Genomic DNA, 26,051 nt, shown 5'->3' on the forward strand with positions numbered 1-26,051 from the left:
CCGCGCATGTCGAGTGCGTGTCGTTCCGCACGGCTTGGCCGTAGAGCCGGGATGCCGGCGGTTCGGCGGATCGTCCCACCCTGATCGGCCCCGCGTTCCGGGGCTCTAAATCGGGGTTCTGATGACCGGATTGAGCCTGGGATTACGTGGGATCGCGTCGGCTGCACTTGCTGTCTACAGCGTGGGGGCGGCGGCACCCGCACGGGCTGCTTCCGCGGCCCAGCCGGGGCAGACGATCGGCCTGCCCGTGGGCGCGCAGCTCCCCGTGGGCCTGTACTTCGTGAACCTGTCGAGCTTCGGCTCGCGGAGCGCGCGGCCGGGCGATACCGCGACGAACGTCAACCTGCCGACCTTCGCGTGGGCGACGCCGTGGGAGATCGCGGGCGGGCGCCTGCAGTTCTTCGTCACCCAGCCGGTGGTGGCCGCCACCCTCCAGGGTGCGCCCTATCAGAGCGGCATCGGCCAGCCGCTGCTGGCGGCCCAGCTCGCCTGGGATCTCGGCCACGATGTCGGCGTCAGCTACTTCTTCGGCGGCTACCTGCCGATCGAGACGCGCTTCCTGACCCAATCCGCGTCGCTGACCCACCGATTCGCGATCAGCTACACCGGCCAGGAGTGGAACCTGACCGCGAACCTGCTCCACGGCATTTTCCTCGAGACGCGCTCGCCCTTCGGCGCCCTCTACCCGGACTACCTGAACCTCGACCTGACGGCGGCGAAGAGGTTCGGCAAGTGGCAGGTCGGTGCCGTCGCGTTCGGATCGAGCGACCTTCCGACCGGCGTGTCCAGCGACCGGCCGCAGGGGCAGATCGCCGTGGGCGGCCTGGTCGGGTACAATTTCGGGCCGGTGAACCTGCAGGCCTACCTCACCCGCGACGTGGCCCAGCGCAACTATCGCGGCCGCGAGACCCGCGGCTGGCTGCGGGTGATCGTACCGCTCTACCAGCAGGATGCGAGCGAGGTCGAACCGAACCGCACCCTGGTGACCCGCCGACAGGCCGAGTAGCCGGGGCGAGGCTCAACCGTGCGTGGGCGAGGCCAGAGCGCGGCTGCCGGACGGGCTGAGTTCCCGCGTCAAGCGTGCGCGAAGGGCGGCCTGCTTGGCGCGCACCATGCCTGGGAGGAGGAACAGGTCGACGACGACCCAGATGAATCCGATCAGGATGCAGTTGAGGACGCTCTGAAGGATCGCAGAGCCTGTGCGCCCGAGATAAAATCGGTGCGCGGAGAAGACGCCCAAGAAAAACCAGAGCAGGTAGGCCAGGACGACGCTCAGCCCTTCGTTGGTCACGCGCTGCTCGATCAGGATCTTCTCTTGCGTGGTCGATTCCATTTGCCCCGAGCCCCCCGTTGTTACGGTTAAGCTTGGGGCAGCCGTTTGCCGAAAGCAGGATTGGGCCGGCGGGTTGATCCGCCGGCCCGGCCGTCGTCAGCCGTGCACCAGCACGTTGCGGAACTGCCAGGGATCGCTGGTGTCGATGTCCTCCGGGAACAGGCCCGGGCGGTCGGTGAGCGGGGTCCAGTCGGTGTAGACGCCCACGACCGGGCCGAGATACGGGGTCTGGACCTCCAGGCAGCGGCGGAAATCCATCTCGTCCGCCTCGACGATGCCGGCCTCCGGGTTCTCCAGGGCCCAAACCATGCCGGCGAGCACCGCCGAGGTCACCTGCAGGCCGGTGGCGTTCTGGTAGGGGGCGATCCGCCGGGTCTCCTCGATGGAGAGCTGCGAGCCGTACCAGTAGGCGTTCTTGGCGTGGCCGTAGACGAGCACACCCAGCTCGTCGATGCCGTCGACGATCTCGGTCTCGTCGAGGATGTGCTGCTGCTCCTGCACCTTGGCGGCCTTGCCGAACATCTCGTGGAGCGAGAGCACGGCGTCGTCGGCCGGGTGATAGGCGTAGTGGCAGGTCGGGCGGAACACCGGCTTATCGCCCTCGCGCACCGTGTAGTAGTCGGCGATCGAGATCGCCTCGTTGTGGGTCACCAGGAAGCCGAACTGCGAGCCGGCGGTGGGTACCCAGCTCCGCACCCGCGTGTCGGCGCCCGGCTGCAGCAGGTAGATCGCGCAGCGCGAGCCCTTCTCCTGCTCGCGCGCATTGGCCGGCATCCAGGTCTCGTGCGTGCCCCAGCCGAGCTCGGCCGGCTGGTTGCCCTCCGAGACGAAGCCCTCGACCGACCAGGTGTTGACGAACACGCCCCGGGGCTTCGGGTTCTTGGCGCGCTGGGTGTCGCGCTCGGCGATGTGCACGCCCTTCACGCCCAGGGTCTTCATCAGGGCGGCCCAGTCGGCGCGGGACTTGGGCTCGGGCGTGGTGACGCCGGTATCCTTGGCGATGTTCAGGAGCGCCTGCTTGACGAACCACGAGACCATCCCGGGATTGGCGCCGCAGCAGGAGACCGCCGTGGTGCCGCCCGGCTTCTGGGTGCGGGCGTCGAGGATGTCCTGGCGCAGGGCGTAGTTGGTGCGGTCGCCCTGGCTGCGGTCCTTGTCGAAGTAGAAGCCCGGCCAGGGCTCAGCCACCGTGTCGATGTAGAGGGCGCCGAGCTCGCGGCACAGCTCCATGATGGCCCGCGACGAGGTGTCGACCGACAGGTTCACGCAGAAGCCCTGGCCGCCGCCCTCGGTCAGCAGAGGAGTGAGCACGTCGCGCAGGTTCTCCCGCGTCAGCGCCACCTTCTCGAAGCGCAGGCCGTGCGTCTCGGCGAGCGCCCGGTGGGTGTCGACCGGGTCGATCACGGTGAAGCGGGCGCGGTCGTATTCGAAGTGCCGCTCGATGAGGGGCAGGGTGCCCCGGCCGATCGAGCCGAAGCCGATCATCACGATGGGGCCGCTGATGCGGCCATGGATCGGGTGACGGGACGGCTGGTCGGTCATGCGGAAGGTCCTTGTCTGGCGGACGCCTGAGGTCCGCTCTTCGGCTCGCGAGCGGGTTATGGCGCGCGTGTGACAGTGGGGCGACAGGCACACGCCGCGCGGCCTGCATCGGCGCGTTCGTCGAATCTTGTCGTCGAGAAGGCCGCTCAATGGCCGTTCACCCGCTGGCGGTCAACCGCGCTGCACCATCGAGGGTTAAGGCGCCCTTGATCGAGCTGGGGCAACATCATGTTCGCAGTGCATGTGTCCTGCGCGCAATGGCCCGTGGCAGGTGTCGATCGCATGGCTCATATTGCGACGCAGCAAAGGCCTCCCGACAAGATCAATAGATCGAGGCCGAGGAAACGTCCGAGATCCTGATCTTCGGAGTCGTCATGCTCGCCATCATCGCCACACGCATCCCCGGCCCGGTCGCCGAGACCGCCGACCGCGATCCCGGCATCCTCACCCTCGTCTTCTCCCTGGCCCGCGTCGTCCGCCACGGGGCCGAGGCCGCCTTCGCGCGCCGCTGCGCCCTCGCCGAGGCCGCGGGCGGACCGAACCCGCTCTGAGGACGTGGCGACAGCGCGGACCTGCGTCGCCGGGTGATTGCCTCGCCCCGATTGGGACGTTAGGCGGCTTTGCCGTCAATGGCCCTGGGGGATCGTGATTCCATGTCGACGTATCGAGCGGTCGTTCGCTTCAGTCTGACCGCGACGCTGCTGCTTGCCGTGCCGTTCGCGTCGCCGCGTGCCCAGGATGCCGAGCCCGAGGCACCCGCCGCTGCCAACGCGCCGGCCAAGGCCAAGCCTAAACCCAAGCCGAAACCGCCCGCCTCCAAGCCGGCCGCCAAGCCGGCTGCCGCGCCAGCGCCTGCCGCAGCGCACGCGGCCTGGCCCACCGGTGCCAGCACCGTCAGCGAGAGCTACGGCGACTGGACGATGACCTGCACGCGCCCGAGCGAGAAGGTCACCTGCATCGTCGCGCAATCCCAGGGTGATTCGCAGACCGGCCGACGCAAGTTCGGCCTAGAACTGCAATCTCCGAACGACGGCCGCTCGGAAGGCATCGTGCTGATGCCCTTCGGCCTGTCGATCGAGGCCGGTGTGAGTTTCAAGCTCGACGAGCAGGCCCTCGGCAAGGGCGCGCCCTACAGCATGTGCGTGAGCGACGGCTGTCTCGTGCCGATCAGCTTCCCCACCCTGGCGCTCGACGGCATGCGCAACGCCAAGACGTTGCTCGTGACCGGCCAGAAATCGAGCGGGAGCGAGCCCGCCACCATCACGGTGCCCCTCCAAGGCTTCCCGCAGGCCCTCGACCGCGCCGTGGCCCTCAGTGGCTGACATCGGGCGGATCGGATCTCGCCAATCTCCGGCTTACGGTTAAGCCAGCGTTAGCCGCCGTGCCGCAGGGTGGGTCCCAGTGTGGCGCCCGGCGCCGCGGCCCCGGTCGGGTCGCGCTCCGGGATCGGATCGGCGGGGCGATGGGCTCGGGGGGCAATCGATCCGGGATCTGCGGATATCTCGGCACGCGGCTGCTGCGCGTGTCGCTGCCCGTGCTCGCGCTCCTGGCGGCGATCGAGCCGGCGCTCGCCGCGCGGCTGATCGTAGCCAAGGGCAGCGAGGCCGGCAGCGGACCCGGCGGCTACGGCCGGATCGTGCTCACCTTCGATAGGCCGGTCACCGTCAAGGCGAAGCTCGCCGGCGGCATCCTGCTGCTCGGCTACGGCGAGCGGGTAACCCCCGGTCCCGAGCGTATCGCCGAAGAGATGCCGGCCTTCGTGTCGATGGTCCGGCGCGACCCCGACGGGTCGGGCCTGCGGGTCGCCCTGCAGCGGCCGTACCAGGCCAACGTCCAGCTGGCCGGCGAGCGCGTCTTCGTCGACCTCCTGCCGGAGGGCTGGTCGGGCCTGCCGCCGCCGCTGCCCCCCGAGGTTGTGGCCGAGCTCGCCCGCCGGGCCCGCGTGGCCGAGAAGCTCTGAAGGCGCGCATGCTCCCGCCGGCGCGCAAGGCCCTCGCGCTGGAACTCGCCCGGCTGCCGACCCTGACGCGCCTGTCGCTGCGCCTGCCCGACGAGGCGGTGGCGACCGTGAGCGCCGAGGGGCCGACGACGCGCCTGCGCGTCGCCGGTTCCTGGACGATCGATTCGAACGAGGCCCGGGGCCGTCCGCGGCCGGGTATCGCCAAGCTCGCCACCGAGTCGGACGCGAGTTCGGCCAGCATCCTGCTGACCCCCGCCGAGGGCTACACCGTCACGACGGAGCGGGAGGATGGGGCCTACACGATCGATGTCGTGAGCCGCACGCCACTCAAGGCCCCGGAATCGAAGGCGGCCGAGGTGCCGGGGCCGGCCGATGCGGGCGCCGCCAAACCTGTCGTGCCGGTCCCTCAGCCCACCCGAAAGGCCGAGGCTCCGGCCACCCCGGACGCCGCACCCGAGGCGCCTCCGACCCGCAAGGCCGGATCCGGCCTGGTCTTCCCGTTCACGACCTTGCCGCCCGCCGCCCTGTTCGAGCGTGGCGGCGTCGCCACGCTGGTGTTCGAGACCGCCGAGCCCGTCACCGCCCCGGCGGGCAACCAGGGCCTCGCACCGGTCGGAGCGCCGACCCGGACCGGACCGGTCACGGTCCTGCGCTTCCGGGTGCCGCCGGGCCGGCTGGTCGATCTGGCCGCGGTCACGACCGGAACCGGATCGGCCTGGGAGCTGTCGGCCGGCGACACGCTGAGCCCGAGCGACACGCTCGATCCGGTCCGGAAGCCGGATCCGTCCGGCCGGATCACCGTGTCCCTGGCGCTGCCCCGGCCCGGATCGGCCACCTGGCTCGACCTCGACGGCGAGCGCATCGCGGTGGTCGCCTCGGCGGCGCAGCGCGCGATCGGCAATCCGAAGAGCCGGCGCTTCGTGGATTTCGAGATCCTGCCGAGCCGGCACGGGCTCGCGGTGCTGGCGAGCGCCGACGACCTCGCGGTGCGGCCCCAGCTCGACGCGGTCACGATCGGCCGGGAAGGCGGCCTTGCTGCCTCCACGGCCGCGCGCAAGCCCGATCCCGCCCTGGCCGAGGCCGGCACCCTCGCGGTTGCGCGCGAGCCCTGGGAGCAGGCGCGGATCGGGAACGTACGCGAGACCCTCCGGACGCTGGCCGGCACCGCCGCGATGGTGCCCCCGGCTGAGCGCGGGCCGGCACGCCTCGCGCTCGCCCGCGCCAACATCGCCAACGGGTTCGATCTCGAAGGCCTCGCAGCCCTGGAGGCGGCGGCAGCCGAGGATCCGCTGCTCGCCACCCAGCGCGACGTCGCGATCCTGCGCGGTTTGGCCCTCGTGCGCAGCGGCCGCAACGCCGAGGCCCTGAAGGCCCTGTCGGGGCCGCGACTCGCGAGCGACCCGGAGGCCGCCCTGTGGCGCGCGATGGCGTCGGCCGGTCTCGGCGACTGGAAGGCGGCCGAGACCGGCTTCCCCAACGCATTGCCGGTCGCCGATGGCTACCCCACGGACCTCGCCCAGCAGATCCGGGCCCAGGCCGCGGAGGCGGCGATCGAGAACGGCGACGCCGAGACCGCCGCCGCCCGGGCGGAGGACGCGGCCCACCTGCCGCGCTGGATCCGCGACCGGCTCGCCCTGGTCCGAGCCCGCGTCTCGGAGGCGACCGGCCAGGCCGACGCGGCGCTCGATGCGTATGCCCGCTTGGAGCAAGTCGGCCAGCGGCCGGTGGCGGCCGAGGCGCAACTGCGCAGCACCCTGCTCGCCCGGGCCGCCGGCAAGATCGAGCCGGATGCCGCGATCGAGCGGCTGGAACGGCTGGCGCTGACCTGGCATGGCGGCCCCACCGAGACCGGCATTGCGGTCGGATTGGCGCGGCTCTACCTCGACGCCGGTCGCTGGCGCGACGCGTTCGCGGCCCTGCGCCGGGCGAACGCTATCGCGCCGAACGACCCGGCCACGCAGGCGCTTTCCCGCGAGGTGCGCACCGCCTTCGAGAACCTCTATCTCACCGACAAGGGTGACCGGCTCACCGGGATCGAGGCCGTGGCGCTCTACTTCGATTTCCGCGAGCTGGCCCCGATCGGGCGGCGCGGGGACGAGGTGGTGCGCCGGCTGGCCGACCGCCTGGTCGGGCTCGACCTCCTGGATTCGGCCGCCGACCTGCTCCAGTACCAGATCGACAACCGGCTCACCGGTCCCGCCCGCTCCGCGGTGGCGGCCCGGCTCGCCACGATCCGGCTGATGGACGACAAGCCGATGCGGGCGCTGCAAGCCCTCGACGCGACCAACCTGCCCGAGCTGCCCGGCGAGTTGAAGCGCGCCCGCGCCCTGGTCCGCGCCCGCGCCCTCTCGGACCTGACCCGCACCGATTTGGCCCTGGAAACGATCGAGGATGAGAGCGGCCCCGATATCGAGCGGCTGCGGGCCGACATCTACTGGGGCGCCCGCCGCTGGCGCGAGGCCGGCGAATCGCACGAATCGCTGCTCGGCGACGCCTGGCGCGCCGGCCGGCCCCTCGACGTGCAGGCCCGGGCCGACGCGGTGCGGGCCGCCATCGCGTACGACCTCGCCGGTGAGGCGATCGGTCTCGAGCGGCTGAAGGCGAAGTTCTCCGAGGCGATGGCCGAGAGCCCCGACGCGCGCACCTTCGCGCTGCTCACGGGCGCCAACCCGACGAAGACCCCGGAATTCCGCGGCATTGCGGCCCGCGCTACCAAGGCCGACACCCTGTCGGCCTTCCTGGCCGAGTACCGCAAGCGCTATCCCGAGACCGCTCTCCCCGAACGCGGCGCGGCCGCGGGCGAGCGCCAGACCAGCGCAGAAGCCCGCGGCGCGCCCCCGGGCTGAGAGCCGGATGACGCTGGTGATCGCGCTGGTGATCGATCCGGACCGGTTCCTCGAAACCAGATCCGGCCGCCTCTGAACGCCGGAGCGGAACGCCGAGGCTTGGCGACAGACCCATGCGGCGCTCGAGCAGGCGCTGGCGGGCGGCGGCGTCCGGCGTGTCGTGGTCGTCTGCGGCTTGCAGGGCGCGGGCAAGTCGACCTGGATCGCCGCGCAGGCCGACGATGTCGGTCCCGTCTATCTCGACGCGGCTCTCCCGGGCGTTCGGCACCGGGCGCCGATCATCGCCGTCGCGCGCCGTCACGGCGTCCCCGTGGAGGCCGTCTTGATCCGCGTTCCGCTCGACGTCGCGCTCGAACGGAACCGGCAGCGGCGCGCCGACGCGATCGTCCCCGAGGCGAGCATCCGCACGGTCGCCAGCCTGTTCGAGCCGCCGACCGTGGAGGAGGGGTTCTCGCGGGTGCGGATCGTCGAGGCCTGATCCGGGCGCCTATTGCGTCAGGCGTGCGACCTGAAGCGCTTTGTCGAACATCGCGTTGAGCGAGGTCGTGATGTCGTCTGGGCTGTTGGCCGTGTAGAAATATCCCGGTGACGCACAGCTTTGCACGGTCGCCGCCAGCGTCGGGTTCAATCCGTTGACCTTCTTGTTTTCTGCGGCGATGCCGCCGCCGTAATCCGTGAAGGCGATGCTGTTGTAGGGGATGTACAGGATCGAGACCGTCGCACCGGCCGATTTGAGCGCGGTGCAGAGTGACGGATCGATCTGCGCGGGAGACGAGCCGTCGAAGTCGCCGGCGGCGTAGCCCGGGAATTTCGAGGGGCTACCCGGGTAGTAGTATTTGCCGTTCTTGTTGATGGAATAGTGCTGGCCGTTCTGCATGCCGTCGGTGACCAGGAACACGAACGGTTTGCGGGCACCGCTGCTGGAGCCGTCCCCGAATCCGCCTGCATTGGTGATGGCGGCCTTCATTTGCGGCAGGACGACCTCGAAATGCGTTCCGCCGGCCCCCGTGCCGGTGCTCGGGTCCCCCCCCGTGGACAGCTGCGTCGTGCCGGTATCCAGAAGCTTGGTCAGGGCGAGCGGGTAGGGGTTCGTGTTGGCACAGTCGGCGACGGTGTTCAGGGTGGCGATGGAGCTGTTGATGTCGGCGAGCGTACCCATCTGGTTGATGAACGGGTACAGGCCGACGCGGTACTGGCTCGTCACCGACGGGTTGGCGGCCCGCTGGATCAACGAGCAGACCGCCGTGTTCAGTGCGTCCGAGCGCAGCTGTATCTTGCCGGCGGCAAGGGTCCAGCCGTTGTAGGTTTGGTAATGGCAGGCAAACTGGCAACCCTGCTTGTAGTCCGAACTCTTGTCGTTGTTCTGGCTCGCCAGCTTGCTCATGCCGGCGGTGGTCGCCGGCAGGCCCATCGAGCCCGACACGTCCAGCAGCAGGTAGAAATCGAGGTAGCTCGCGAGGTCGGCCGAGGCCGTGACCGTGTTGGAGAAGTTCGTGGTCGGGGTCCGGAAGATCTGCCCGAAATTGTTCTTCACCGTGGCGCTGTAGACGACCGTCGACACGAGCGTCTGGCTCTTGCGCGTGAGTTGCGGCGTCTGAAGCTGCACCTGCGCGAACGGCACGGTGCCGGCGTTGACCGTGAAGGCTTTCGACGCCTGCGCGATGCCGGCCGCGATGGCGTTGGCGGTGACGTTCGCCTGGCCCGGGTTGGCCGCGATGTAGGCCTTCGCGGTCGCCACCGCGGCGATGGCGGCCGCATCCGCGGCGGCGTCGAGCTTGGACTTGTCGGTGATCGCGACGCCGTAATCGATCCCGTAGCCGAGCAGGCCGACCATCGGCAGCAGGCTCAGGGCGAACAGGATCGTCACGTTGCCGGAGCGTGCGCCCGAGAGACCCGTCGCCCGGACGATGCGGCGCTGCACGCGGTTCAGAAGCCCGGGCATTTGGTGGCGATCCCATCGTTGCCCGCCGGGTCGAAATTGACCAGCGTGGCGTAGCGCGGCTGCACGTACATCGAGCGGGCGATCCGCACGGCGGGGATGAACCGCGCGCCGAAGGACGGCTTGAAGTTGAAGACGACGTCGATCGCCACGATCGATCCCGGCCCGAAGACCGAGCGGGGGAGCGTGGTGCGGTTCGGCGGGGCCGTGTCGGCGGCCGGAAGCTGCGGGACCGTGCAGGGCCGGTAGTTGCCCCCGCTGGTCCCCGAGCTCGTCCAGGCGACGGCGGCCGTGTAGCAGGCGCTCAGGTCGCCGCCGGTGCAGTTTGCCGCCGTCTGGGTGAACGCGACGGCGGCGTAGGTGATGGCGATGTCCTGCCACCATTGCAGACCCTGCCGCGGCGCGTCCGTCATCAGGTACGGGAACAGGACCAGGGCGGAATCGAAGCTGAAATGCAGGTCGGTGGCGTTGACGGTCGCCACCGTCGAGCCCGCGGGCGGCATCGCCTGGGACATCATCTGGCTGATCGACTGGGCGACCAGCCCGACCTTGCGGCTGGCGTTGATATACGTGATCAGCTGGGTCCCGCCGAGCATCAGGATCAGCAGCACCGGCAGGATCAGGGCGAACTCGATCGCGGAGACCGCCCGCCTGTCGCGCAGGAAGCCCTTCGCCGATGGCGGCTCGACCTGAGCCGGTCGCGATCCCGCGACGCGGGCCATCCGGTTCGTCGGCGAGCGCCCGTGCATCAGAACAGCTCGTTGCGGAACGCCGCCGTCGACACCGCCAGGTAGGCCGGGGCGCCATTGAACACCGCGCCGCCGCCCAGCATCTTCGCGAAGGCGGAGGGCAGGAACGTGATCGGATAGATCACCAGGAGGTACTGGTACTGTCCGCGCGTGCCGAGACTGTACTGGCCGGACCCGGGGGTCAGCGCCGGGATCGCCAGGCCGCTGACATCGGATCTCACGTAGCTGTAGTAGCCGCTCGACCCGCTTCCGGGCGGCACCAGGTACAGGTTCACCACGAGGTTGGCGCATGTCATCGAGGCCGGCAGGTTCCGGCATAGGGCGGTCTTGAAGCCGGCCTGATCGAGGGCGCTCGTCTGGGCGGCCCCTGTCAGGATCTGCCGTGCGGCGCGGGTCGTGGCATAGTCTAGCGATTGATTGATAAACAGGATCGTGGCTACGGTCATGATAAACAGAAGAGTCAGGATGAACAGCATCGCCACCAGGGCGAATTCGACCGCTGCGGCCCCTCTCTGATCACAAACATAGCGGCGCACGAGAAGCATGCGCTCTGTTAGCAAGAGATTGCTAAACCCGAGTTAAAACAGCCTTCGAGACTCTATACGTCTGCCTGGATGAATCTTGCGAGGTATCCGGCCTGACTGCGACGACCTAGCGCCGCGACGTCATTGTCCTGATCCACCTGCGTGCACCGAACCGGTATCCACTTCGGCGGCGCGCGCTCTATCCGCCGTAGCTCTGGACCAGCGATCCGGCCACCAGGGTCCAGCCGTCGACCAGCACGAAGAAGATCAGCTTGAACGGCAGCGCAACGGTGGCGGGCGGCACCATCATCATGCCCACCGCCATCAGCACCGAGGCGACCACGAGGTCGATGATCAGGAACGGGATGAACAGCAGGAAGCCGATCTCGAAGGCGCGGCGCAGCTCCGAGATCATGAAGGCCGGGGTCACGATCTCGAGGCCGACATCCTCCGGTCCCTTCGGCACCGGCACCTTGGCGAGGTCGAGGAACAGCTTCAGGTCCTTCTCGCGGACGTTCTTCAGCATGAACGTCTTGAACGGCGCCGAGGCGCGCTCGAAGGCCTGAGCCTGCGTGATCCGCCCGGCGACCAGCGGCTCGATCCCGGCGCTGTAGGCCACGCGGCCGGTGGGCGCCATCACGAAGGCGGTGAGGAACAGCGCCAGGCTGACGATCACCGCGGTGGGCGGCGCGGTCTGGGTGCCGAGCGCCGAGCGCAGGATCGACAGCACCACGACGATCCGGGTGAACGCGGTCGCCATCACCAGCACGGACGGCGCCACCGCCAGGATCGTGATCAGCGCGACGAGCTGGAGCGCCCGCTCGGTGGTGCCGCCGGCGCCGAGATCGACGCTGAGGCTCTGGGACAGGGCCGGTCCGGCGGCCAGCACGGCCCCGGCCAGCATGGCGAGGCCCAGCAGCGTGCGGCGGTTACGGGCCGGGCGGCCCTGAGTGTCGCGATGCGGCGTGTCGGTCATCGGGGTCACGGGCGGTCGCAGGTGGGCGTCGCCGGCCGGACCCCCGTGCGCCGCGCCTCGAGGTTCTGCCAGACCAGGAGGGCCGGCAGGCCGAGCACGACATCGGGAACGCGGCGGGCGAGCGAGAGGGCGATCGCCGTCCCGGCATCGATGCCGAACAGGCCGCAGACCAGCACGAGGCCGCCCTCCTGCACGCCGAGGCCGCTCGGCACCAGGAAGGCCGCCGCCTTGATCGCCTGGCTCAGCGCCTCGATCACCAGGATCTCCGACAGGGTGACCTGATCGACGCCGATGCAGGTCAGCACGACCGCGACCTCGGCGGCACCGAGCAGCCAGGCGAGCGCGTGAAGCGCGAACGACTGCACGAGGCGGCCGCGCCGTCCCGCCGCCCAGACCGTGTCGAGCGCCCCCTGGATCCGCGGGGCGGGTTCCGGACGCGCCTCCGTCTCGCGCACGAAGCGCCGGCCCAGGGCTGCGATACGGTCCTCGACCACGCGCACGATCCCGGTCCGCTGGAGCGCGAAGAACGCCCCGACCGCCAGTCCCGCCACCGCGAGGGTGCGCAGCGTCCAGTTCGCGAGCTCGGCGGCGGCCGGCCCCTCGACCTGGCTCAGCAGCCCGGCGCCGAGGCCTGCGAACAGCGCCAGCGTGCCCACCTGGAACAGCATGTCGGCCAGCACGGAGGCCGCAGCCAGCGAGCCGGCCACCCCCCAGAAGGTCAGGAGCCGCGCCCCGAGGACGTCGCCGCCGACCGAGGCCACCGGCAGCAGCACGTTGATGCCCTCGCGCACGAAGCGCAGGATCAGGCAGGCCGAAGCCGGGGCGGGCGACAGGCCATCAAGGATGCGGGCCCAGGCGAAGCCGCAGATCAGGACCACGAGCGCGCGGACGAGCGTGACGCCGGCAAAGCCGACGAACCCGATTCGCCCGAACGCCGCCGCGACCGCGGACAGATCGTTGGTGGCCACCAACCAGACCGCGAGGCCCAGGCCGATCAGCGTGCCGATCAGCGGCAGCCGGCGCAGCACGGCCAAGCCGACGCGACGCGCCGGGGCGGCGCGGTCGCCGCTCACGGCCGGACCGTGGGGGATGTGCGCCGAGTGGCGGGCAAGGGCGAGGGCTCCAGGTTGTGCCGGCCGGGAACTGGGCGGCGATTCGGCATGTGGCACCGCCGCTAGGGACGTATTGGGGCCGAATTCGGGGGGCGCGGCTGCGGTAGCACGGGGCGCAGTACCGCGGCGAGGGCCTCCTCGGGCTTGGAATCGGGATCGAGCAGCACGACGCGTCCGGCCGCCAGGCTCGCCCCCGTAGCCACCGCCACCGCCCGCTTCGGGCAGGGTCCGAGGCAGCCGGACTCGACGATGCAGAGCTTGGTCCGGTCGGCGAGCAGCCCGTCCTTGGCGGCCTGCTTGGCCGCGCCCTTCAGCAGCGCCCGCACCGCGCGCGGACGCAGGCCCTGGCGCTTGGCGCATTTGGCGCACACCACCACGACCTCGGTCAGCTTGGTCTTGGCGAGCTGGGTCTTGGCGACCTGCGTCTCGGCGATCTGATTTTTGGCAAGCTTGGTCTTGTCGACCTTCGCCGCGGCCGGGTGGCCGGGAGAGACGCTGGGGTCTGTCATCATCGGGTGACTGTACGGTGCGATACCGGGCCCGGCTACCTTGCCCGTCGCCGCGGTGCGGCCCGCCGGGGCGGGGTGGGGGGCGGGTGCCTTAAAAAGGGCCGAAAAGAACGGGATTCCGGAGCCGCGCACGGGCCGCCCTCCGGCCGGTTTCGCAGTGGCGGATCCGGCGCAGACCCAGGAACAGTGAGCGGATGAGCTTCGACGACGTCAAGGACGACACGCGCGAAGGCGAACTCGTGACGTTCGCGCCATCGACGATGACCGAGCTGCGCCACGGTGCCGAGACGATCCGTCCGGTGCCGGAGAAGCGTGGCGCCCGGGCTCTGATGGAAGCGGCACGCGAGCGCCTCGACTGGACCCGGCTGCCCGGCCTGAGCCGGCGCCGGGAGGACACGTCGAGCTATGGCGCGCGGGTGATCCGCCGGGTCGGCCTGTTCGTGCTGCTGCCGACCCTGGTGGTCGGCCTGTACCTGTTCGGCTTCGCCTCCAACCAGTACGTCGCCGAGGCCCAGTTCGCGGTGCGCGGCAACGTCGAGCCGATGGAGAACATCTCGCTCGGCCAGTACACGAACCTGATTCAGAAGCACAACAGCCAGGACAGCTTCATCGTCCGCGACTACATCGAGAGCCAGACGCTGGTCGAGGCTCTGGAAAAAAGCATCGGCATCTCGAAGATGTTCTCCCGCCAAGAGGCGGATTTCTGGGCCCGGTTCGACCCGAAGGATCCGGTCGAGGACCTCACCAAATACTGGCGCAAGCACGTCGAGGCGCATATCGACTCGATCTCGGGCGTGATTCGCCTGTCGGTGCGGGCCTTCACCCCCCAGGACGCCCTGACCATCGCCAACGAGGTGGTGACCCGGGCCGAGGCGCTGATCAACGACATCTCGAAGCGCGCCCAGGCCGACATGGTCAAGCAGGCCCAGGCGGATGCGACGGTGGCGCAGGAGCGCCTGCGCAAGGCGCATCTCGGGCTCCAGAGCTTCCGCAACCAATGGGGCGTGATCGATCCGATCAAGACCGCCGAGGGGACGCTGACCACGCTCACGATCCTGCGCAAGGAGAAGCTCAAGCTCGAGACCGACCTGCAGGTCCTGCGCGGCTCGAACCTCGATGAGCGCTCGCGCTCGATCCAGACGCTGGCCTCCAACATCGCGGCGATCGAGCAGCAGATGAAGACGCTGCAGGACGAGCTGACCAATGCCGGCGCGGCCGCGGGCGGCGGCACCAACCTGACCGAGGCGCTGCTGCAGTACGAGGGCCTTCTGGTCGAGCGGACCATCGCCGAGAAGCTCGAGGAATCGGCGAACGTGCTGCTCGACCGGGCCCGCATCTCGGCCAGCAAGCAGCACATCTTCCTGGCGACCTTCGTGCCGCCGGTCCTGCCGACCGACAGCCTCTACCCCGAGCGGGGCCACAGTCTGATCGTGGCGTTCTTCTGCTTCTTCGTGCTCTGGAGCTCGTCCTCGCTCCTGATCGCTGGCATCCGCGATCAGCGGATGTGAGCCGACGCCGCGGGGTCTGGATCCCGCGGCGCGCGGTCTGTAGAGGGAGACGGCCCGGCCTCCCGGGCCTCCCCTGATCGATGAGCGAAGTCTAACGGTCCATGTCGGATTTCTCCGATCTCGTCGCGAAGGCGATCCAGCCCTCGATGAACCGGGCGGAGCGCGAGGCGGTCTACACGGTGGTGCGCCAGGCCGTGCTCCGCCTGCAGGAGCGCGAGGCGCTGCCCCCGGACGATCCGCGCGTCGCGCTGCAGCGCCACCTCGTCGAGGAGACGATCCGCGACGTGGAGGGCGACGTCGCCCGCTACGAATCCCTGCGCAAACTCGACGCGGCCTTCGCGGCCCAGACCGAGGCGCACAAGACGTCCCGCGGCGGACGCTGACGCGGTTCAGGGCGACGCGGGCGGCGTGATGTCGAACAGCGCGTGGAAATCGCGCCAGCCGGCGGGCGTGACATCGAGCGCCCGCGAGCCCGCCTGCCGCCGCACCCAGCCCCGTTGCAGACTGTGCGCGCAGAGGGCTGCGCCGAGCCGACCGGCGAGATGCGGACGGCGTTCGCTCCAGTCCAGGCACGGCCGGCACAGGAGCTTCGCTGGCCCGCCGGCCGCGACATCGAGTCCGAGGGCCGACAGACGATGCAGGCCCTCCGGCGTGACCACCGCTCCGTCGTCGGCGATCTCGACCCAGCTTCGCGTCACCAGCGCATCGGCGAGCCGGACGCCGAGCCAGCCAGCCATATGATCGTAGCAGGTTCGTGCGAGCCTCAGACGTGGATCCCGCGGTCCCGTCCGGGGCCGAACTGACGCGGCGTCGGAGGCGAGCCGCATGAGGCTTTCCAGCAACTGGGCAACCTCGGGGCTGGCGAGGCGGTGATACCGATGCCGCCCCTGCTTCGACATGGTCACGAGGGACGCCGCCGCCAACTGAGCGAGATGGCCGCTCGCCGTCTGCGGCGTGATCCCGGCGGCCTGCGCGAGTTCGGAGGCCGTCGATGCGCGACCGTCCATCAGGGCTTGCAGCATGGCCACGCGCGCCGGATCGCCCACCAGGGCGCCGACCTGCGCAACCGAGACAGTCGTCACCATCGCTCCACCTCGCACGCCGATCGTAGCGCGTTTCGGACAGCGACAGTTCGGTGTCCACCGAAGCAATCGGGCGGGTTCCTCCGGCATAGGCTTGGCTCGAGCCGGCGATCCCGATGGACGCCGAGGCCGAGCGCGGGGTCACCGGATCGGGCGGCGCTTCCCCGCGTCCAATCCATGTGCCCGCGCAGAGTTTCGAGCATGAACGCCGCATCGCAGTTCTATGGCTGGCGCGTCGTAGCGGCCGCCTTCATCGTCGCGGTGCTCGGCTGGGGCGTCGGATTCTATGGGCCGCCGGTCTATCTGGAAGTGGTCCGTCAGGCTCATGGTTGGCCGATCACCCTGATCTCCGGGGCCGTCACCCTGCATTTCCTGGTGGGCGTCGGCATCATCGCCAATCTGCCCGCGCTGCATCGGCGTTTCGGCGTGCCCGCCATCACCTTTGCAGGCGCCGTGTTGCTGGCCCTCGGTGTCTTGGGATGGTCCTGGTCCGAAAGCCCCTGGCAGCTCTATGGCGCCGCGCTGCTGAGCGGCGCGGGCTGGCCGGCGCTCGGTGCCGCCGCCATCAATGCGATGATCGCCCCGTGGTTCGTCACGAAACGTCCGGCTGCGTTGAGCATGGCCTATAACGGCGCCAGCATCGGCGGGGTCGTGTTCTCTCCGCTCTGGGTTGCGCTGATCGGCTGGGTCGGCTTTCCGGCGGCAGCCTTGATCGTCGGCGCCGTCATGGTCGGCACCGTCGGGCTGCTCGCCTTGATCGTGTTCCCTCAGACCCCGGCTGCCAGGGGCCAAGGTCCCGATGGTGATGCGGGCACGGTCGAACGCACGGCGATCGACGACACGGCCTTGCACCTCACAGGACGTCTGACGCGCGACCGGGCCTTCCTGACGTTGAGTCTCGGCATGGCCTTGGCGCTGTTCGCGCAGATCGGCCTGATCGCCCAGTTCGTCTCCGTACTCGTGCCGGCCCTGGGCACCCAAGGGGCGGGCCTGGCGGCCGGGCTCTCCACCGCCGCGGCCATCGCTGGGCGGATGCTCGTCGGCTGGTGCATGCCGGCCGGTGCGGATCGCCGCGCCGTCGCCGCGCTCAACCTGCTGATCCAGGCGCTGGGCTGCGGTGTGCTGATCCTGTCCGGCAGCACCGACGTCCCCCTGCTCCTCGTCGGGATCGTCCTCGTCGGGTTCGGCATCGGCAATGCGACCTCGCTGCCGCCGCTCATCGCGCAGGTCGAGTTCGCACGGGCCGATGCGCCGCGGGTGGTCGCGCTGATCGTGGCGGTCTCGCAGGCCGCCTACGCCTTCGCCCCGGCCCTGTTCGGCTTGCTGAGGCAGCTCGGATCGGACAACGCGATCTTCTGGGCCGCCGCCGCTATCCAGCTCGCGGCAAGCGGTGCCTATCTTGGAGGTCGCCGCGCGTGCAAGCTGCGACCGGGCGCAATCCGGCCGCTTCCAAGCGCGTGATACGGCCGTCCGTCCGAGAGGAGGCTCAGCCGTAAGCTGCGCTCGCCCGGGCGGCGCCGGGCTCGGCCACGTCGAGGCCGGCCGAGACGTACTCGTTGAGCTTGTTGCGCAGGGTCCGGATCGAGATGCCGAGGATCTTGGCCGCATGGGTGCGGTTGCCGAGGCAATGGTCGAGGGTGTCGAGGATCAGGTCGCATTCGACCTGCGCCACGGTCCGGCCGACCAGGCCGCGGGTGGCGGCTTCCGCGGCCTGCACGGCACGACCGGCTGGGCCTGCCGTGGCGATCGCCTCGCCATCCGGCGACAGGATCGCGTCGGGGCCGATCTCGGGCCCGGAGGCCAGAAGCACCGCCCGGTGCAGGGTGTTCTCGAGTTCGCGCACGTTCCCGCGCCAGGGGTTCTTCACCACCAGCGCCCGCGCCTCGGCGCTGAGGGCGCGGGCCGGGACGCCGTTCACCTCGGCGTATTTCCGGGCGAAGTGGGCGGCGAGTTCGAGGATGTCGGCCGGCCGGTCGCGCAGGGCGGGCAGCTTCAGCGAGACGACGTTGAGGCGGTAGAACAGGTCCTCGCGGAACGTCCCCTTGCGGACCTCCTCCATCAGGTTGCGGTTCGAGGTCGCCAGCACGCGGATGTCGACCCGCACCGGGGCGGTGCCGCCGACCCGGTCGATCACCCGCTCCTGCAGGGCCCGCAGCAGCTTCGACTGCAGGCGCACATCCATCTCGGAGATCTCGTCGAGCAGCAGGGTGCCGCCGTTGGCCTCCTCGAACCGGCCGATCCGTCGGGCGACCGCCCCGGTGAACGCCCCCTTCTCGTGGCCGAACAGCTCGGATTCGAGCAGCGCCTCGGGGATCGCCGCGCAATTGACCGAGACGAACGGCTTGCCGGCCCGGTGCGACTTCAGGTGGACGTGGCGGGCCAGCACCTCCTTGCCGGTGCCGCTCTCGCCGGTGATCAGCACGGAAGCCTCGGAGGGGGCGACCTGCTCGGCGAGCTTGACCACCCGCTCCATCGCCGGATCGCGCCACACGAAGGCCGCGCGGTCGGAGGCGACCGCCTCCAGCACCGCGGCGATCAGCTCGGGATCGGGCGGCAGCGGGATGTATTCCTTGGCGCCTGCCCGGATCGCCGCGACGGCGGTCTGGGCGTCAGCCGAGACCCCGCAGGCCACGACCGGGGTGCGGATCCGCTCGGCCTCTAGGGCGTCGACGAGGTCGCGCACCGCCAGCGACACGTCGATCATGATCAGGTCGGCGCCCTTGGCGCGCAGGACGTTGAGGCCCTGCGGGATCGCGTCCGCCTGCGTGACGGAGGCGCCGCGCCGCATCGCGATCTTGGAGGCGGTGATCAGCTCGCCGTTGAGCCGCCCGATCATCAGGAGCCGCATGGTTCGTCCCTCTCAAACATCGTGGCGCGGAGCGCGGGCCGCCTCGGCAAGGCGACGGTCTCCGCCGCAGATCAAAAAACTATTCGCCCTTGACGATCTCGGTCATCGTCACGCCGAGCCGGTCCTCGACGAGGACGACCTCGCCGCGGGCGACGAGTCGGTTGTTGACGAACACGTCGATCGCCTCGCCGACCTTCCGGTCGAGTTCGAGCACGGCGCCGGGGGCGAGCCGGAGCAGGTCGCCGATCGGCATGCGGGAGGAGCCGAGCACCGCCGAGACCATCACGGGCACGTCGAACAGCTGCTCCAGGTCGGCGGCCGTCTTCGGGGTCGTGGGCGTGTCGCGGATCGAGCCCGCGGCGTAGTCGGGGTCGTTCTCGCCGAGCTGGGGCAGGCTGAAATCGTCGGACATCCGGGCTCCTTACGGGGTCGGTGGCAGGCCGAGGGCGTCGGCGACGGCGGCCTCGATGCGGGCGCGCTCGCGCACGATGCCGCCGTCGGCCCATTCGATGCGGGCGTCGCCCGCGTGCATGTCGGGATCGCCCAGCACCACGAGGCGGCCCTCGTAGCCGCGTTCGCGGGCGAGCCGCTTCACCAGGGTTTCCGCTTCCTCGACCAGGCCGTCATGCACGCGCACCACCAGGTGGGGCACGCCGCGCAGGTGCTGGAGCGCCGCCCGGGCAGCCTCGCCGATGCTGGCGAGCGGGGCGGCGTCGAGCGCCTCGCCGGCGACCTTCCGGGCGATCAGCACCGCGACCTCGACCGCCTGCGCCTCGCGCTCGGCCTCGTGCGCGTCGGCCCGGGCCAGGAGGGCGGTGGCGGCCTCGGCCAGGTGGTTCAGCGCGGCGGCGAGCCGGCCCTGGATCTGGGACTCGGCCTGGACCAAGCCCTCCTGGATGCCGCGGGCATGGGCCTCCACCTCAGCGCGGGCGGCCGCATCGGCGGCGCGCTGGGCCGCCGCGCTCGGGCGCGGGCTGCGGAAGTCGGTCTCGAACAGGAACGGCTTCGCGATCTGGGGCGAGGAGGCGTTCAATAGACCAGCTCCTCCTCGGCGCTGTTCTTGGCGATCATGATTTCGCCCTTCTCGGCCAGATCCTTGGCGACCTCGGTCATCTTCGTTTGCGCCTCATCGACCTCCTTGAGGCGGACCGGGCCGAGCGAAGCCATCTCGTCCGTCAGGTTCTTGGCGGCCCGGGTCGACATCTGCCTCATGAAGAAGGCCCGGGTCGGCTCGTTGGCGCCCTTGAGCGCCAGGCACAGGGTCGCGCCGTCGATCCTCTGCATCAGGGTCTGGACGCTGCCCGGATCGAGCTTCAGCAGATCCTCGAAGGTGAACATCAGCTCGCGGATGCGCTTGGCCGAGCCGCGATTGGCCTGGTCCAGGGCGGCCAGGAACCGGCCCTCGGTCTGGCGGTCGAAGGCGTTGAACACGTCCGCCATCATCTCGTGGGCGTCGCGGCGCTGGGTCTGCGCGATGGTCGAGACGAACTCGACCCGCAGGGTCTCCTCGATGTGGCGCAGGGCCTCCTTCTGCACCGTCTCCATGCGGAGCATCCGGTTCAGGACGTCGATGGCGAAGTCCTCCGGCAGGATGGTGAGCACCTTGGCGGCGTAGTCCGCCCGCACCCGCGACAGCACCACCGCCACGGTCTGCGGGTACTCGTTGCGCAGGAACGAAGCCAGGATCTCCGGGTCGACCTGGGCGATCGAGGCCCAGACGCGCTTGCCCGAGGCGCCCTTGATCTCGGCCATGATCAGCGAGACCTGATCGGACGGGAAGATCTTCAGCAGCAGCGCCTCGGTGCGCTCGAAATTCGACGAGATGCCGCCGCTGTTGCTGAGCTTCGTCACGAACTCGATGATCAGCTTCTCGACAGTGGCGACCTCCAGCGTGCCGAGCTGGACCATCGCGTGGCTGACCTTCTTGACCTCCTCCTCCTCCAGCATCTGCCAGATCTGGGCGCCTTCGGCCTCGCCGAGCATCAGCAGCAGCGCGGCCGCGCGCTGCGGGCCGGGCATCGTCGCGAAGGCGTCGCCGCCCTCGGCCGTCAGGGAATTCGCCAGACCTGCCGCCATCGTTCGTCCCCGATCCTCGACGCGCTACTCTTCTTGGATCCAGGTGCGCAGCACCTCGACGGTCTCGGCCGGGCTGGCCCGGACCATGTCGACGACCCGCTGCACCGTGTCGGCCTGGATCTGGCCGTTGATCTTCGCGAACTCCATCAGCCGGGCGGTCGGGTTGTCCCGCTCGATCAGCGTGACCGCGGCGCCCGCGCCGGCCGCCGCCGCGGCGTCGCCGAGGCCGCTGGGCCCCGCGAGCGCCGGGGCGGCGCCCGGGACCGGCGCCAGCACCTGCCGGACCAGCGGCCGCACCACCGTGAGCAGGACGATCAGCGTCAGGAGCGCCAGCACGGAGAGTTCGGCCATGCGCAGCACGTCCTCCTTGGTCGGTGCCAGCAGCGACTGGATCAGGGTCGGCTCGCTGAATTGCGGCAGGCTCGGCGCCTCGGCGAAGCGCAGGTTCACCACCTCGATCTGGTCGCCGCGCGCCTTGTCGAAGCCGACCGCGCTGCGCACCAGGGCGGTGATCCGCTCGATCTCGGCCGGCGGGCGCGGCGTGTAGGTCTGCTTGCCGTCGGGGGTGGTGGCGTAGATCCCGTCGACCACCACGGCGACCGACAGGCGCTTGACCCGGCCGCCCTCGGCGATCTCGGTCTTGGTGACCTTCGAGATCTCGTAGTTGGTGGTCTCTTCGTTCTTGTTGGTCGCGTCCTTCGGGGCGGGTGGCTTGTCGCCGCCGTTGGCGCCGGGCAGCTCGTTGCCCACCGTGACCTGCCCGTCGGCGTTGCCGGTGACGGCCGATTCTGTCCGCGTCTGGGCCGAGCGCACGACCCGGCTCTCCGGGTCGAAGGTCTCGGACCGGCTCTCGATCCGGTTGAGGTCCAGCTCGGCGTTGACCTGGACCCGGGCCCGGCCGGGGCCGACGATGCCGGCGACGACATCCTCGATCTGGCCGCGCAGGCGCCGCTCCAGACCGAGCTGCCGGTCCTCGAAGCCGCTGGCGGCGTTGGCGTCGGCGTCCTTGGCGCCGTCGGCCAGGAGCCGGCCGCGCTCGTCGACGATCGAGACCCGCTCGGGCTTCAGGCCCTCCACGGCGGAGGCTGCGAGGTGGCGGATCGCCCGCACCTGCCCGGCATCGAGTTCGCCCATCAGCTTCAGGACGATGGCCGCGCTCGGGTTCTCCCGGTCGCGCTCGAACAGGCGCCGCTCGGGCAGGACCAGGTGAACGCGGGCCGCCTGGACCCGGCCGATCGCCCGGATCGAGCGGGCGAGCTCGCCTTCGAGCGCCCGCAGGTGGTTCACGTTCTGGACGAAGTTGGTGGACGAGAACGCGTCGCCCTTGTCGAAGATCTCGTAGCCGACGCCGCCCTGGACCGGCAGGCCCTTGCCGGCGAGGTCCATGCGCAGGCGGGCGAGGTCGCCCCGCGGCGCCATGATGGTCTGGCCGGTGTCGCCCTTCGACTCGTAGCGGATGCCGCGGCTGTCGAGCTCGCGAATCACCGCGGCGGAATCCTGCATCGACAGGTCCGAGAACAGCACGCCCATATCGGGGCGCGAGACCCGCAGGATGATGAAGGCGAAGAAGCCGATGAGGGTCAGCGTCACGGCCGCCATGGCGGCGATCCGGGCCGGTCCAAGCTTCGAGACGAGATCGAGAACCGGCTTCACGGGATGGGTCGCTGCACTCTAACGCTGGCGGAACCCGACGGCCCGCCCGGCAGAAATTGCCCAGCCCGTGGTTAGCGAGGCGTTAATGCCGGGGCCCTCGGGGGCGCAAAGTTGGGTCCTGGAACGAAACGAAGCCGCATCCGGAGTGCGGAGGCGGCTTCGGAGGGGCGTTCTCACGGACCGGGCCCGGGGGCGCGGTCCATGTTCCGGCCGCTTTCAGTGCCGGTAATGCTGGATCCGGGTCGTCCGCAGCCCGGCGAGGCCGTGCTGGTCGATCGAGAACTGCCAGCTCAGAAATTCCTCGGTGGTCAAGGTGTAGCGCTTGCACGCCTCCTCGAGACTGAGGAGGCCACCGCGCACGGCGGCGACGACCTCTGCCTTGCGCCGGATCACCCATCGACGGGTGCTCGGCGGCGGAAGATCCGCGATGGTCAGAGGACTGCCGTCGGGCCCGATCACGTATTTCACTCTCGGGCGGCTGGGTTCGGTCATGATACGCTCTACACTCGACTGACCTGTCGAGCGTTGAAGGTACTTGCGCTCGCTTAAGAGATGTTGAAGCGGATCACTCGGATATGATTCGTTAGGTGCCACTTGTGGACAACCCTATGCTTTGGACGCTGCTCAGCGGCACTTTCTGAGAGCCGATCATCAGGACCGGCGCCGCTCCGCTGAGGTCGACCGAGTCCACGGTGCCGTTGAGCTGGGTGTCCACGGCGACATTCGCCCCGGTGGCGTCGGAGGCCGAGACCTTGATCGTGTAGGTCCCGTCCGGGGCGGTCAGGCCCGCCGACGTCTTGCCGTTCCAGCCATAGGTCTGGCTGCCCGCGGTGAGCGACGTGCTCTGCGAGGCCACGACGTTGTTCTTCGAATCCAGGATCGTGACCACCGCCTTCGAGGCCGCCCGGGCGGGCGTCAGGGTCCAGGACGCGGCGCCGTTGGAGAGCTGGGAGCTGCTGCCGTCCGCCGTGATGCTCTTGCCGATATAGCTCGTCGCCGACGCGGAGCTCGCCGATTTCGAAGCGGTCAGGATGCTGTCGAGGCGATCATTGGATTTGAGCTGCTGCTCGACGCCGGCGAACTGCACCAGCTGCTGCGTGAACTGGTTTGTGTCCATTGGATCGAGCGGGTTCTGGTTCTTGAGCTGCGTGGTGAGCAGCGTCAGGAACTGCGTGAAGTTGCTGGCGATCTCGCTGCCGTTGCCGCTCGCGCCGCTGCTCGACGCTGTGGATGACGTGTTGGTAACGTTGGATATCCCGGATGTCATGCGGCTCGCTCCCGTGGCGCGTCGAGGCGAAACGCCGGGACGCATGATGGTTCGATGTCGAATCGCGAGGCGGCTTGATCGCGCATCGCGTCAGATTCGGATGTCGAGGCCGCCGTAGCCGCGCAGCCAGCGCGTCGGCGCAACCTCCTGGGGGGCGTCGGCGCGTTCCTGTCCCCAGGCGGCCGGGCCGCCCCTTGGGGCGTCGCCCTGGCCGCCGTTGGCGCCGCCCTGGGCGTTGCCGTCGCTGCGCAGCGACAGGCTGAGGCCGCCCCCCGAGGGATCGAGCCCGGTCTGGGACAGGGCCTGCTGCAGCTGGCCCGCATCGCGCTGGAGCATGGCCAGCGTCTCCGGCCGCTCCACCACCAGGTGGGTCATGACCGTGCCCCGCGCCTTGTCGATTTCGAGCTTGACGTCGATCCGCCCCAGCTCGGCCGGGTCGAGCCGGATCTGGAACTCGCTCGACCCGGCGAGGGAGCGAAGCCCGATGGTCATCGGCACCTGCCCGAGCGGTACCGCCGGATCCAGCGGGGCTTGCACCTGGCTCGGGGCCGGCGCGGCGGCCTGCGTCGTCGCGTTCGACGATCCGGCCGCCTGGGGTGCAAGGAGGGATGCGTCCGGATTGCCATGGGCGGGGGCCGGGGCCTGCATGCCGGTAGCTTGACCGGTAGCTTGGCCGGCATCCGCCAGGGCGGTCAAAAAGTCCTGGCCGGCGGCCGCGCTCGAGGCCGCCTCCTTGCCCGCAGGATCGGCCGTGCCGGCTTTGACCGCTTCGACCGGGCTGGCGCCCTGAGCCGAGAGTTTCCCCAACGAAAGAGGACCGGCCTTGGGCCCGGAGACCGCGAGGTCGGGCTTTGCTCCAGCCGCGCCCGCGGCCTGCGTCGGCGCCGTCCCCGAACCGGCGAGCCCGGTACCGCCCGAGCCGACGGCTCCGACGTCTTTGGCCCCGCCGTCCACCGCTGCGCCGCCGGCCACGAGCGGGGCCCCCTTCATTAAACCGGCCAGGAGAGCCGTCAGCGTTCCCGGCATGGCCGGGCTCGCCGATGGAGGCGCGGTCTGGGCCGACACGTCGCTCGGCGCCGGTTCGATCTGCGCCGTCTCGGCCGCGGCCGGATCGCCGGCTTTCGGGTCGGTCCCGGCTGTGGTGGCATCCGTCGCGCCGGGGGCCGCCTTTCGCGTCACTGCGTCGGAGGCTTGCTGCGCCCTCGGATCCGTGACCCGGCCGGCCCCGGCGGAGGCGGGATCCGACGGTTTGGCCGGCGCCTGTGTCGCGGTGCGGGTCGTCGCGGGCCGCGTATCCGCAGCTGCCGTCCTCTGAGTCTGCGCAGGTCGCTCGGGCGGCTTGGGAAGATTGGCGGGGCGGGCATCCGGTCGGGCGGCGGCGCGGGCCTTCGCGGTCTCGGCGGCATCCCGGACGCGTTCCGCGGCCGTGCGGGCCGCATCGGCCTGGCTGCGCTGGCTCTCGTCGCGGGTGCGAGCCGCCGTAGCGGCGTCCCGGGCCCGGGACGCGCTCAGAGCCGCGGCGAACCGATCCTGCGACGAGTCGCCGGCCCGGGCGGCGACGCCGGCCGCATCCCAGCCCGATCGCGGCGTGGCCGAAGAACGGGCGGACGGAATCCACCCGGTGACATCCAACCGATCCGTTGCACCGCTCGCCATGCTGGGCTCCCCTCGTCGACGATCGAGCAAGGGCCAGGCCATCGGGGCGCTCGCTTAAGTATCGGAACGATAACGACTTTTATGTTCTGGTCCTGGGCGCGGGATTTTGCCTGGGTCCGAAAATGCCGCGCGCCCGGCAGCATTTGCCGGGTGGAGGTCACGCGGGCGCTGGGTATGGGCAGCGCGGAGAGACATCCGCGACTCCCGCCCGTCATAGCGGGCGTGGACGACCCCCATCGTCACCGCGGCGGCGTGACATGCCCCCGCTCCCCGTGCGGGCTACACGGGTTGGCCGATTCACTTCCTGAGGATCGAGACTCCATACCTGAGAACCCGCGTGGTCGTTCCGCGGCGCCGCATGCCAGCCCGAAAGCTAGAAATGCTTTTGGTGCAAGAGCTTGACAGGTCGGCGGCTCTGGATCCCTGGCTCCGCTGCGCGGCCCCGGGATGACGGCGCGTGGCGGCATCGAT

The 26,051-nt window shown here is 70.2% G+C and carries 26 protein-coding genes; 9 read left to right on the forward strand and 17 right to left on the reverse strand.

The genetic code is table 11. The annotated features are described in order from the left end of the window. Nucleotides 1-121: 121 nt before the first annotated feature. Entirely contained in the window at nt 122-1,006 is an 885-nt protein-coding gene (locus tag FVA80_RS28165; RefSeq protein WP_147907508.1) for a transporter, read from the forward strand. Between the two features lie 12 nt (nt 1,007-1,018). On the opposite strand, the gene FVA80_RS28170 is transcribed toward FVA80_RS28165, so the two are convergent. Together FVA80_RS28170 and FVA80_RS28175 are read right to left on the reverse strand one after the other, a co-directional pair. Then, complete coding sequence (locus tag FVA80_RS28170) at nt 1,019-1,333, reverse strand: TM2 domain-containing protein (protein WP_147907507.1); 315 nt, start codon at nt 1,331-1,333, stop codon at nt 1,019-1,021. A gap of 96 nt (nt 1,334-1,429) precedes the next feature. Then, nucleotides 1,430-2,875, reverse strand: coding sequence for a saccharopine dehydrogenase NADP-binding domain-containing protein (locus FVA80_RS28175; RefSeq protein WP_147907506.1), 1,446 nt, complete (start codon nt 2,873-2,875; stop codon nt 1,430-1,432). 374 nt (nt 2,876-3,249) lie between these two features. On the opposite strand from FVA80_RS28175, the gene FVA80_RS30810 reads away from it, so the two are divergent. The 5 genes from FVA80_RS30810 to FVA80_RS28190 all read left to right on the forward strand — a co-directional run bounded on the left by FVA80_RS30810 (nt 3,250) and on the right by FVA80_RS28190 (nt 8,159). Further along, on the forward strand, nt 3,250-3,426 hold the full coding sequence (locus FVA80_RS30810) for a hypothetical protein (RefSeq protein ID WP_187193533.1): 177 nt from the start codon (nt 3,250-3,252) through the stop codon (nt 3,424-3,426). 102 nt (nt 3,427-3,528) lie between these two features. Then, nucleotides 3,529-4,197, forward strand: a complete 669-nt coding sequence (locus FVA80_RS28180) for an invasion associated locus B family protein (protein WP_147907505.1) — start codon at nt 3,529-3,531, stop codon at nt 4,195-4,197. Nucleotides 4,198-4,337: 140 nt separating this feature from the next. Continuing rightward, nucleotides 4,338-4,835 carry a hypothetical protein gene (locus tag FVA80_RS31745; RefSeq protein ID WP_246692176.1) on the forward strand — a complete coding sequence of 166 codons (498 nt, stop codon included), beginning with the start codon at nt 4,338-4,340 and terminating at the stop codon, nt 4,833-4,835. An 8-nt stretch (nt 4,836-4,843) separates the two neighbouring features. Beyond that, nucleotides 4,844-7,681 carry a tetratricopeptide repeat protein gene (locus FVA80_RS28185; protein ID WP_246692177.1) on the forward strand — a complete coding sequence of 946 codons (2,838 nt, stop codon included), beginning with the start codon at nt 4,844-4,846 and terminating at the stop codon, nt 7,679-7,681. A 160-nt stretch (nt 7,682-7,841) separates the two neighbouring features. Next, entirely contained in the window at nt 7,842-8,159 is a 318-nt protein-coding gene (locus FVA80_RS28190) for an AAA family ATPase (protein ID WP_246692178.1), read from the forward strand. Nucleotides 8,160-8,168: 9 nt separating this feature from the next. Here the strand turns inward: FVA80_RS28190 and FVA80_RS28195 are convergent, their stop codons facing one another. From FVA80_RS28195 to FVA80_RS28220, 6 genes are all read right to left on the reverse strand, one after another. After that, nucleotides 8,169-9,623, reverse strand: a complete 1,455-nt coding sequence (locus FVA80_RS28195; RefSeq protein ID WP_147907503.1) for a pilus assembly protein TadG-related protein — start codon at nt 9,621-9,623, stop codon at nt 8,169-8,171. Continuing rightward, nucleotides 9,608-10,369, reverse strand: a complete 762-nt coding sequence (locus FVA80_RS28200; RefSeq protein WP_246692179.1) for a TadE/TadG family type IV pilus assembly protein — start codon at nt 10,367-10,369, stop codon at nt 9,608-9,610. The genes FVA80_RS28195 and FVA80_RS28200 overlap by 16 nt, the downstream gene beginning before the upstream one ends. Continuing rightward, nucleotides 10,369-10,845, reverse strand: a complete 477-nt coding sequence (locus tag FVA80_RS28205; RefSeq protein WP_246692476.1) for a pilus assembly protein — start codon at nt 10,843-10,845, stop codon at nt 10,369-10,371. The genes FVA80_RS28200 and FVA80_RS28205 overlap by 1 nt, the downstream gene beginning before the upstream one ends. Nucleotides 10,846-11,092: 247 nt before the next feature. Further along, nucleotides 11,093-11,797, reverse strand: a complete 705-nt coding sequence (gene fliP, locus FVA80_RS28210) for a flagellar type III secretion system pore protein FliP (protein ID WP_147907553.1) — start codon at nt 11,795-11,797, stop codon at nt 11,093-11,095. 77 nt (nt 11,798-11,874) lie between these two features. Next, complete coding sequence (locus FVA80_RS28215; RefSeq protein WP_147907501.1) at nt 11,875-12,942, reverse strand: flippase-like domain-containing protein; 1,068 nt, start codon at nt 12,940-12,942, stop codon at nt 11,875-11,877. A 101-nt stretch (nt 12,943-13,043) separates the two neighbouring features. After that, nucleotides 13,044-13,493 (reverse strand): hypothetical protein, encoded by a 450-nt coding sequence (locus FVA80_RS28220; RefSeq protein WP_246692180.1) that lies wholly within the window; start codon nt 13,491-13,493, stop codon nt 13,044-13,046. A 191-nt stretch (nt 13,494-13,684) separates the two neighbouring features. Between FVA80_RS28220 and FVA80_RS28225 the strand changes: the two genes are divergently transcribed. Continuing rightward, nucleotides 13,685-14,998 carry a capsule biosynthesis protein gene (locus FVA80_RS28225; RefSeq protein ID WP_147907500.1) on the forward strand — a complete coding sequence of 438 codons (1,314 nt, stop codon included), beginning with the start codon at nt 13,685-13,687 and terminating at the stop codon, nt 14,996-14,998. A 101-nt stretch (nt 14,999-15,099) separates the two neighbouring features. Then, nucleotides 15,100-15,381, forward strand: coding sequence for a hypothetical protein (locus FVA80_RS28230; RefSeq protein WP_147907499.1), 282 nt, complete (start codon nt 15,100-15,102; stop codon nt 15,379-15,381). A 6-nt stretch (nt 15,382-15,387) separates the two neighbouring features. Here FVA80_RS28230 and FVA80_RS28235 read toward each other — a convergent pair whose 3' ends face one another. Further along, on the reverse strand, nt 15,388-16,083 hold the full coding sequence (locus tag FVA80_RS28235) for a winged helix-turn-helix domain-containing protein (protein WP_147907498.1): 696 nt from the start codon (nt 16,081-16,083) through the stop codon (nt 15,388-15,390). Nucleotides 16,084-16,341: 258 nt separating this feature from the next. Here FVA80_RS28235 and FVA80_RS28240 point away from each other — a divergent pair, with 258 nt between their 5' ends. After that, on the forward strand, nt 16,342-17,541 hold the full coding sequence (locus tag FVA80_RS28240; protein WP_246692181.1) for an MFS transporter: 1,200 nt from the start codon (nt 16,342-16,344) through the stop codon (nt 17,539-17,541). 25 nt (nt 17,542-17,566) lie between these two features. On the opposite strand, the gene FVA80_RS28245 is transcribed toward FVA80_RS28240, so the two are convergent. The 8 genes from FVA80_RS28245 to FVA80_RS28280 all read right to left on the reverse strand — a co-directional run bounded on the left by FVA80_RS28245 (nt 17,567) and on the right by FVA80_RS28280 (nt 25,580). After that, the gene (locus FVA80_RS28245; RefSeq protein ID WP_147907496.1) at nt 17,567-18,928 is read right to left on the reverse strand and encodes a sigma-54 dependent transcriptional regulator; all 1,362 of its coding nucleotides are present in this window, start codon (nt 18,926-18,928) and stop codon (nt 17,567-17,569) included. Between the two features lie 79 nt (nt 18,929-19,007). Further along, complete coding sequence (gene fliN, locus FVA80_RS28250; RefSeq protein WP_147856538.1) at nt 19,008-19,340, reverse strand: flagellar motor switch protein FliN; 333 nt, start codon at nt 19,338-19,340, stop codon at nt 19,008-19,010. Nucleotides 19,341-19,349: 9 nt separating this feature from the next. After that, nucleotides 19,350-19,961 carry a FliH/SctL family protein gene (locus FVA80_RS28255; protein ID WP_147907495.1) on the reverse strand — a complete coding sequence of 204 codons (612 nt, stop codon included), beginning with the start codon at nt 19,959-19,961 and terminating at the stop codon, nt 19,350-19,352. Next, nucleotides 19,958-21,004, reverse strand: a complete 1,047-nt coding sequence (locus FVA80_RS28260; RefSeq protein ID WP_147907494.1) for a flagellar motor switch protein FliG — start codon at nt 21,002-21,004, stop codon at nt 19,958-19,960. Before FVA80_RS28260 ends, FVA80_RS28255 begins: the two co-directional genes overlap by 4 nt. Before the next feature lie 24 nt (nt 21,005-21,028). Next, nucleotides 21,029-22,657, reverse strand: a complete 1,629-nt coding sequence (gene fliF / locus FVA80_RS28265) for a flagellar basal-body MS-ring/collar protein FliF (protein WP_147957909.1) — start codon at nt 22,655-22,657, stop codon at nt 21,029-21,031. A 216-nt stretch (nt 22,658-22,873) separates the two neighbouring features. After that, entirely contained in the window at nt 22,874-23,149 is a 276-nt protein-coding gene (locus tag FVA80_RS28270) for a DUF1153 domain-containing protein (RefSeq protein WP_007569077.1), read from the reverse strand. A gap of 91 nt (nt 23,150-23,240) precedes the next feature. Continuing rightward, complete coding sequence (locus tag FVA80_RS28275) at nt 23,241-23,924, reverse strand: flagellar hook capping FlgD N-terminal domain-containing protein (RefSeq protein ID WP_147909831.1); 684 nt, start codon at nt 23,922-23,924, stop codon at nt 23,241-23,243. Between the two features lie 90 nt (nt 23,925-24,014). Beyond that, on the reverse strand, nt 24,015-25,580 hold the full coding sequence (locus FVA80_RS28280; protein WP_147909832.1) for a flagellar hook-length control protein FliK: 1,566 nt from the start codon (nt 25,578-25,580) through the stop codon (nt 24,015-24,017). Between the last annotated feature and the right edge of the window lie 471 nt (nt 25,581-26,051).

The organism is Methylobacterium sp. WL1 (assembly GCF_008000895.1).
In the GTDB taxonomy this organism is placed as follows: Bacteria; Pseudomonadota; Alphaproteobacteria; order Rhizobiales; family Beijerinckiaceae; genus Methylobacterium.

What these genes read in the sequence shown, in the direction of transcription:
- FVA80_RS28165 (WP_147907508.1), top strand. Translation starts at nt 122, where the DNA reads ATGACCGGATTGAGCCTGGGATTACGTGGGATCGCGTCGGCTGCACTT.
- FVA80_RS28170 (WP_147907507.1), bottom strand. Translation starts at nt 1,333, where the DNA reads ATGGAATCGACCACGCAAGAGAAGATCCTGATCGAGCAGCGCGTGACC.
- FVA80_RS28175 (WP_147907506.1), bottom strand. Translation starts at nt 2,875, where the DNA reads ATGACCGACCAGCCGTCCCGTCACCCGATCCATGGCCGCATCAGCGGC.
- FVA80_RS30810 (WP_187193533.1), top strand. Translation starts at nt 3,250, where the DNA reads ATGCTCGCCATCATCGCCACACGCATCCCCGGCCCGGTCGCCGAGACC.
- FVA80_RS28180 (WP_147907505.1), top strand. Translation starts at nt 3,529, where the DNA reads ATGTCGACGTATCGAGCGGTCGTTCGCTTCAGTCTGACCGCGACGCTG.
- FVA80_RS31745 (WP_246692176.1), top strand. Translation starts at nt 4,338, where the DNA reads ATGGGCTCGGGGGGCAATCGATCCGGGATCTGCGGATATCTCGGCACG.
- FVA80_RS28185 (WP_246692177.1), top strand. Translation starts at nt 4,844, where the DNA reads ATGCTCCCGCCGGCGCGCAAGGCCCTCGCGCTGGAACTCGCCCGGCTG.
- FVA80_RS28195 (WP_147907503.1), bottom strand. Translation starts at nt 9,623, where the DNA reads ATGCCCGGGCTTCTGAACCGCGTGCAGCGCCGCATCGTCCGGGCGACG.
- FVA80_RS28200 (WP_246692179.1), bottom strand. Translation starts at nt 10,369, where the DNA reads ATGCACGGGCGCTCGCCGACGAACCGGATGGCCCGCGTCGCGGGATCG.
- FVA80_RS28205 (WP_246692476.1), bottom strand. Translation starts at nt 10,845, where the DNA reads ATGCTGTTCATCCTGACTCTTCTGTTTATCATGACCGTAGCCACGATC.
- fliP (WP_147907553.1), bottom strand. Translation starts at nt 11,797, where the DNA reads ATGCTGGCCGGGGCCGTGCTGGCCGCCGGACCGGCCCTGTCCCAGAGC.
- FVA80_RS28220 (WP_246692180.1), bottom strand. Translation starts at nt 13,493, where the DNA reads ATGATGACAGACCCCAGCGTCTCTCCCGGCCACCCGGCCGCGGCGAAG.
- FVA80_RS28225 (WP_147907500.1), top strand. Translation starts at nt 13,685, where the DNA reads ATGAGCTTCGACGACGTCAAGGACGACACGCGCGAAGGCGAACTCGTG.
- FVA80_RS28230 (WP_147907499.1), top strand. Translation starts at nt 15,100, where the DNA reads ATGTCGGATTTCTCCGATCTCGTCGCGAAGGCGATCCAGCCCTCGATG.
- FVA80_RS28235 (WP_147907498.1), bottom strand. Translation starts at nt 16,083, where the DNA reads ATGGTGACGACTGTCTCGGTTGCGCAGGTCGGCGCCCTGGTGGGCGAT.
- FVA80_RS28245 (WP_147907496.1), bottom strand. Translation starts at nt 18,928, where the DNA reads ATGCGGCTCCTGATGATCGGGCGGCTCAACGGCGAGCTGATCACCGCC.
- fliN (WP_147856538.1), bottom strand. Translation starts at nt 19,340, where the DNA reads ATGTCCGACGATTTCAGCCTGCCCCAGCTCGGCGAGAACGACCCCGAC.
- FVA80_RS28260 (WP_147907494.1), bottom strand. Translation starts at nt 21,004, where the DNA reads ATGGCGGCAGGTCTGGCGAATTCCCTGACGGCCGAGGGCGGCGACGCC.
- FVA80_RS28270 (WP_007569077.1), bottom strand. Translation starts at nt 23,149, where the DNA reads ATGACCGAACCCAGCCGCCCGAGAGTGAAATACGTGATCGGGCCCGAC.
- FVA80_RS28275 (WP_147909831.1), bottom strand. Translation starts at nt 23,924, where the DNA reads ATGACATCCGGGATATCCAACGTTACCAACACGTCATCCACAGCGTCG.
- FVA80_RS28280 (WP_147909832.1), bottom strand. Translation starts at nt 25,580, where the DNA reads ATGGCGAGCGGTGCAACGGATCGGTTGGATGTCACCGGGTGGATTCCG.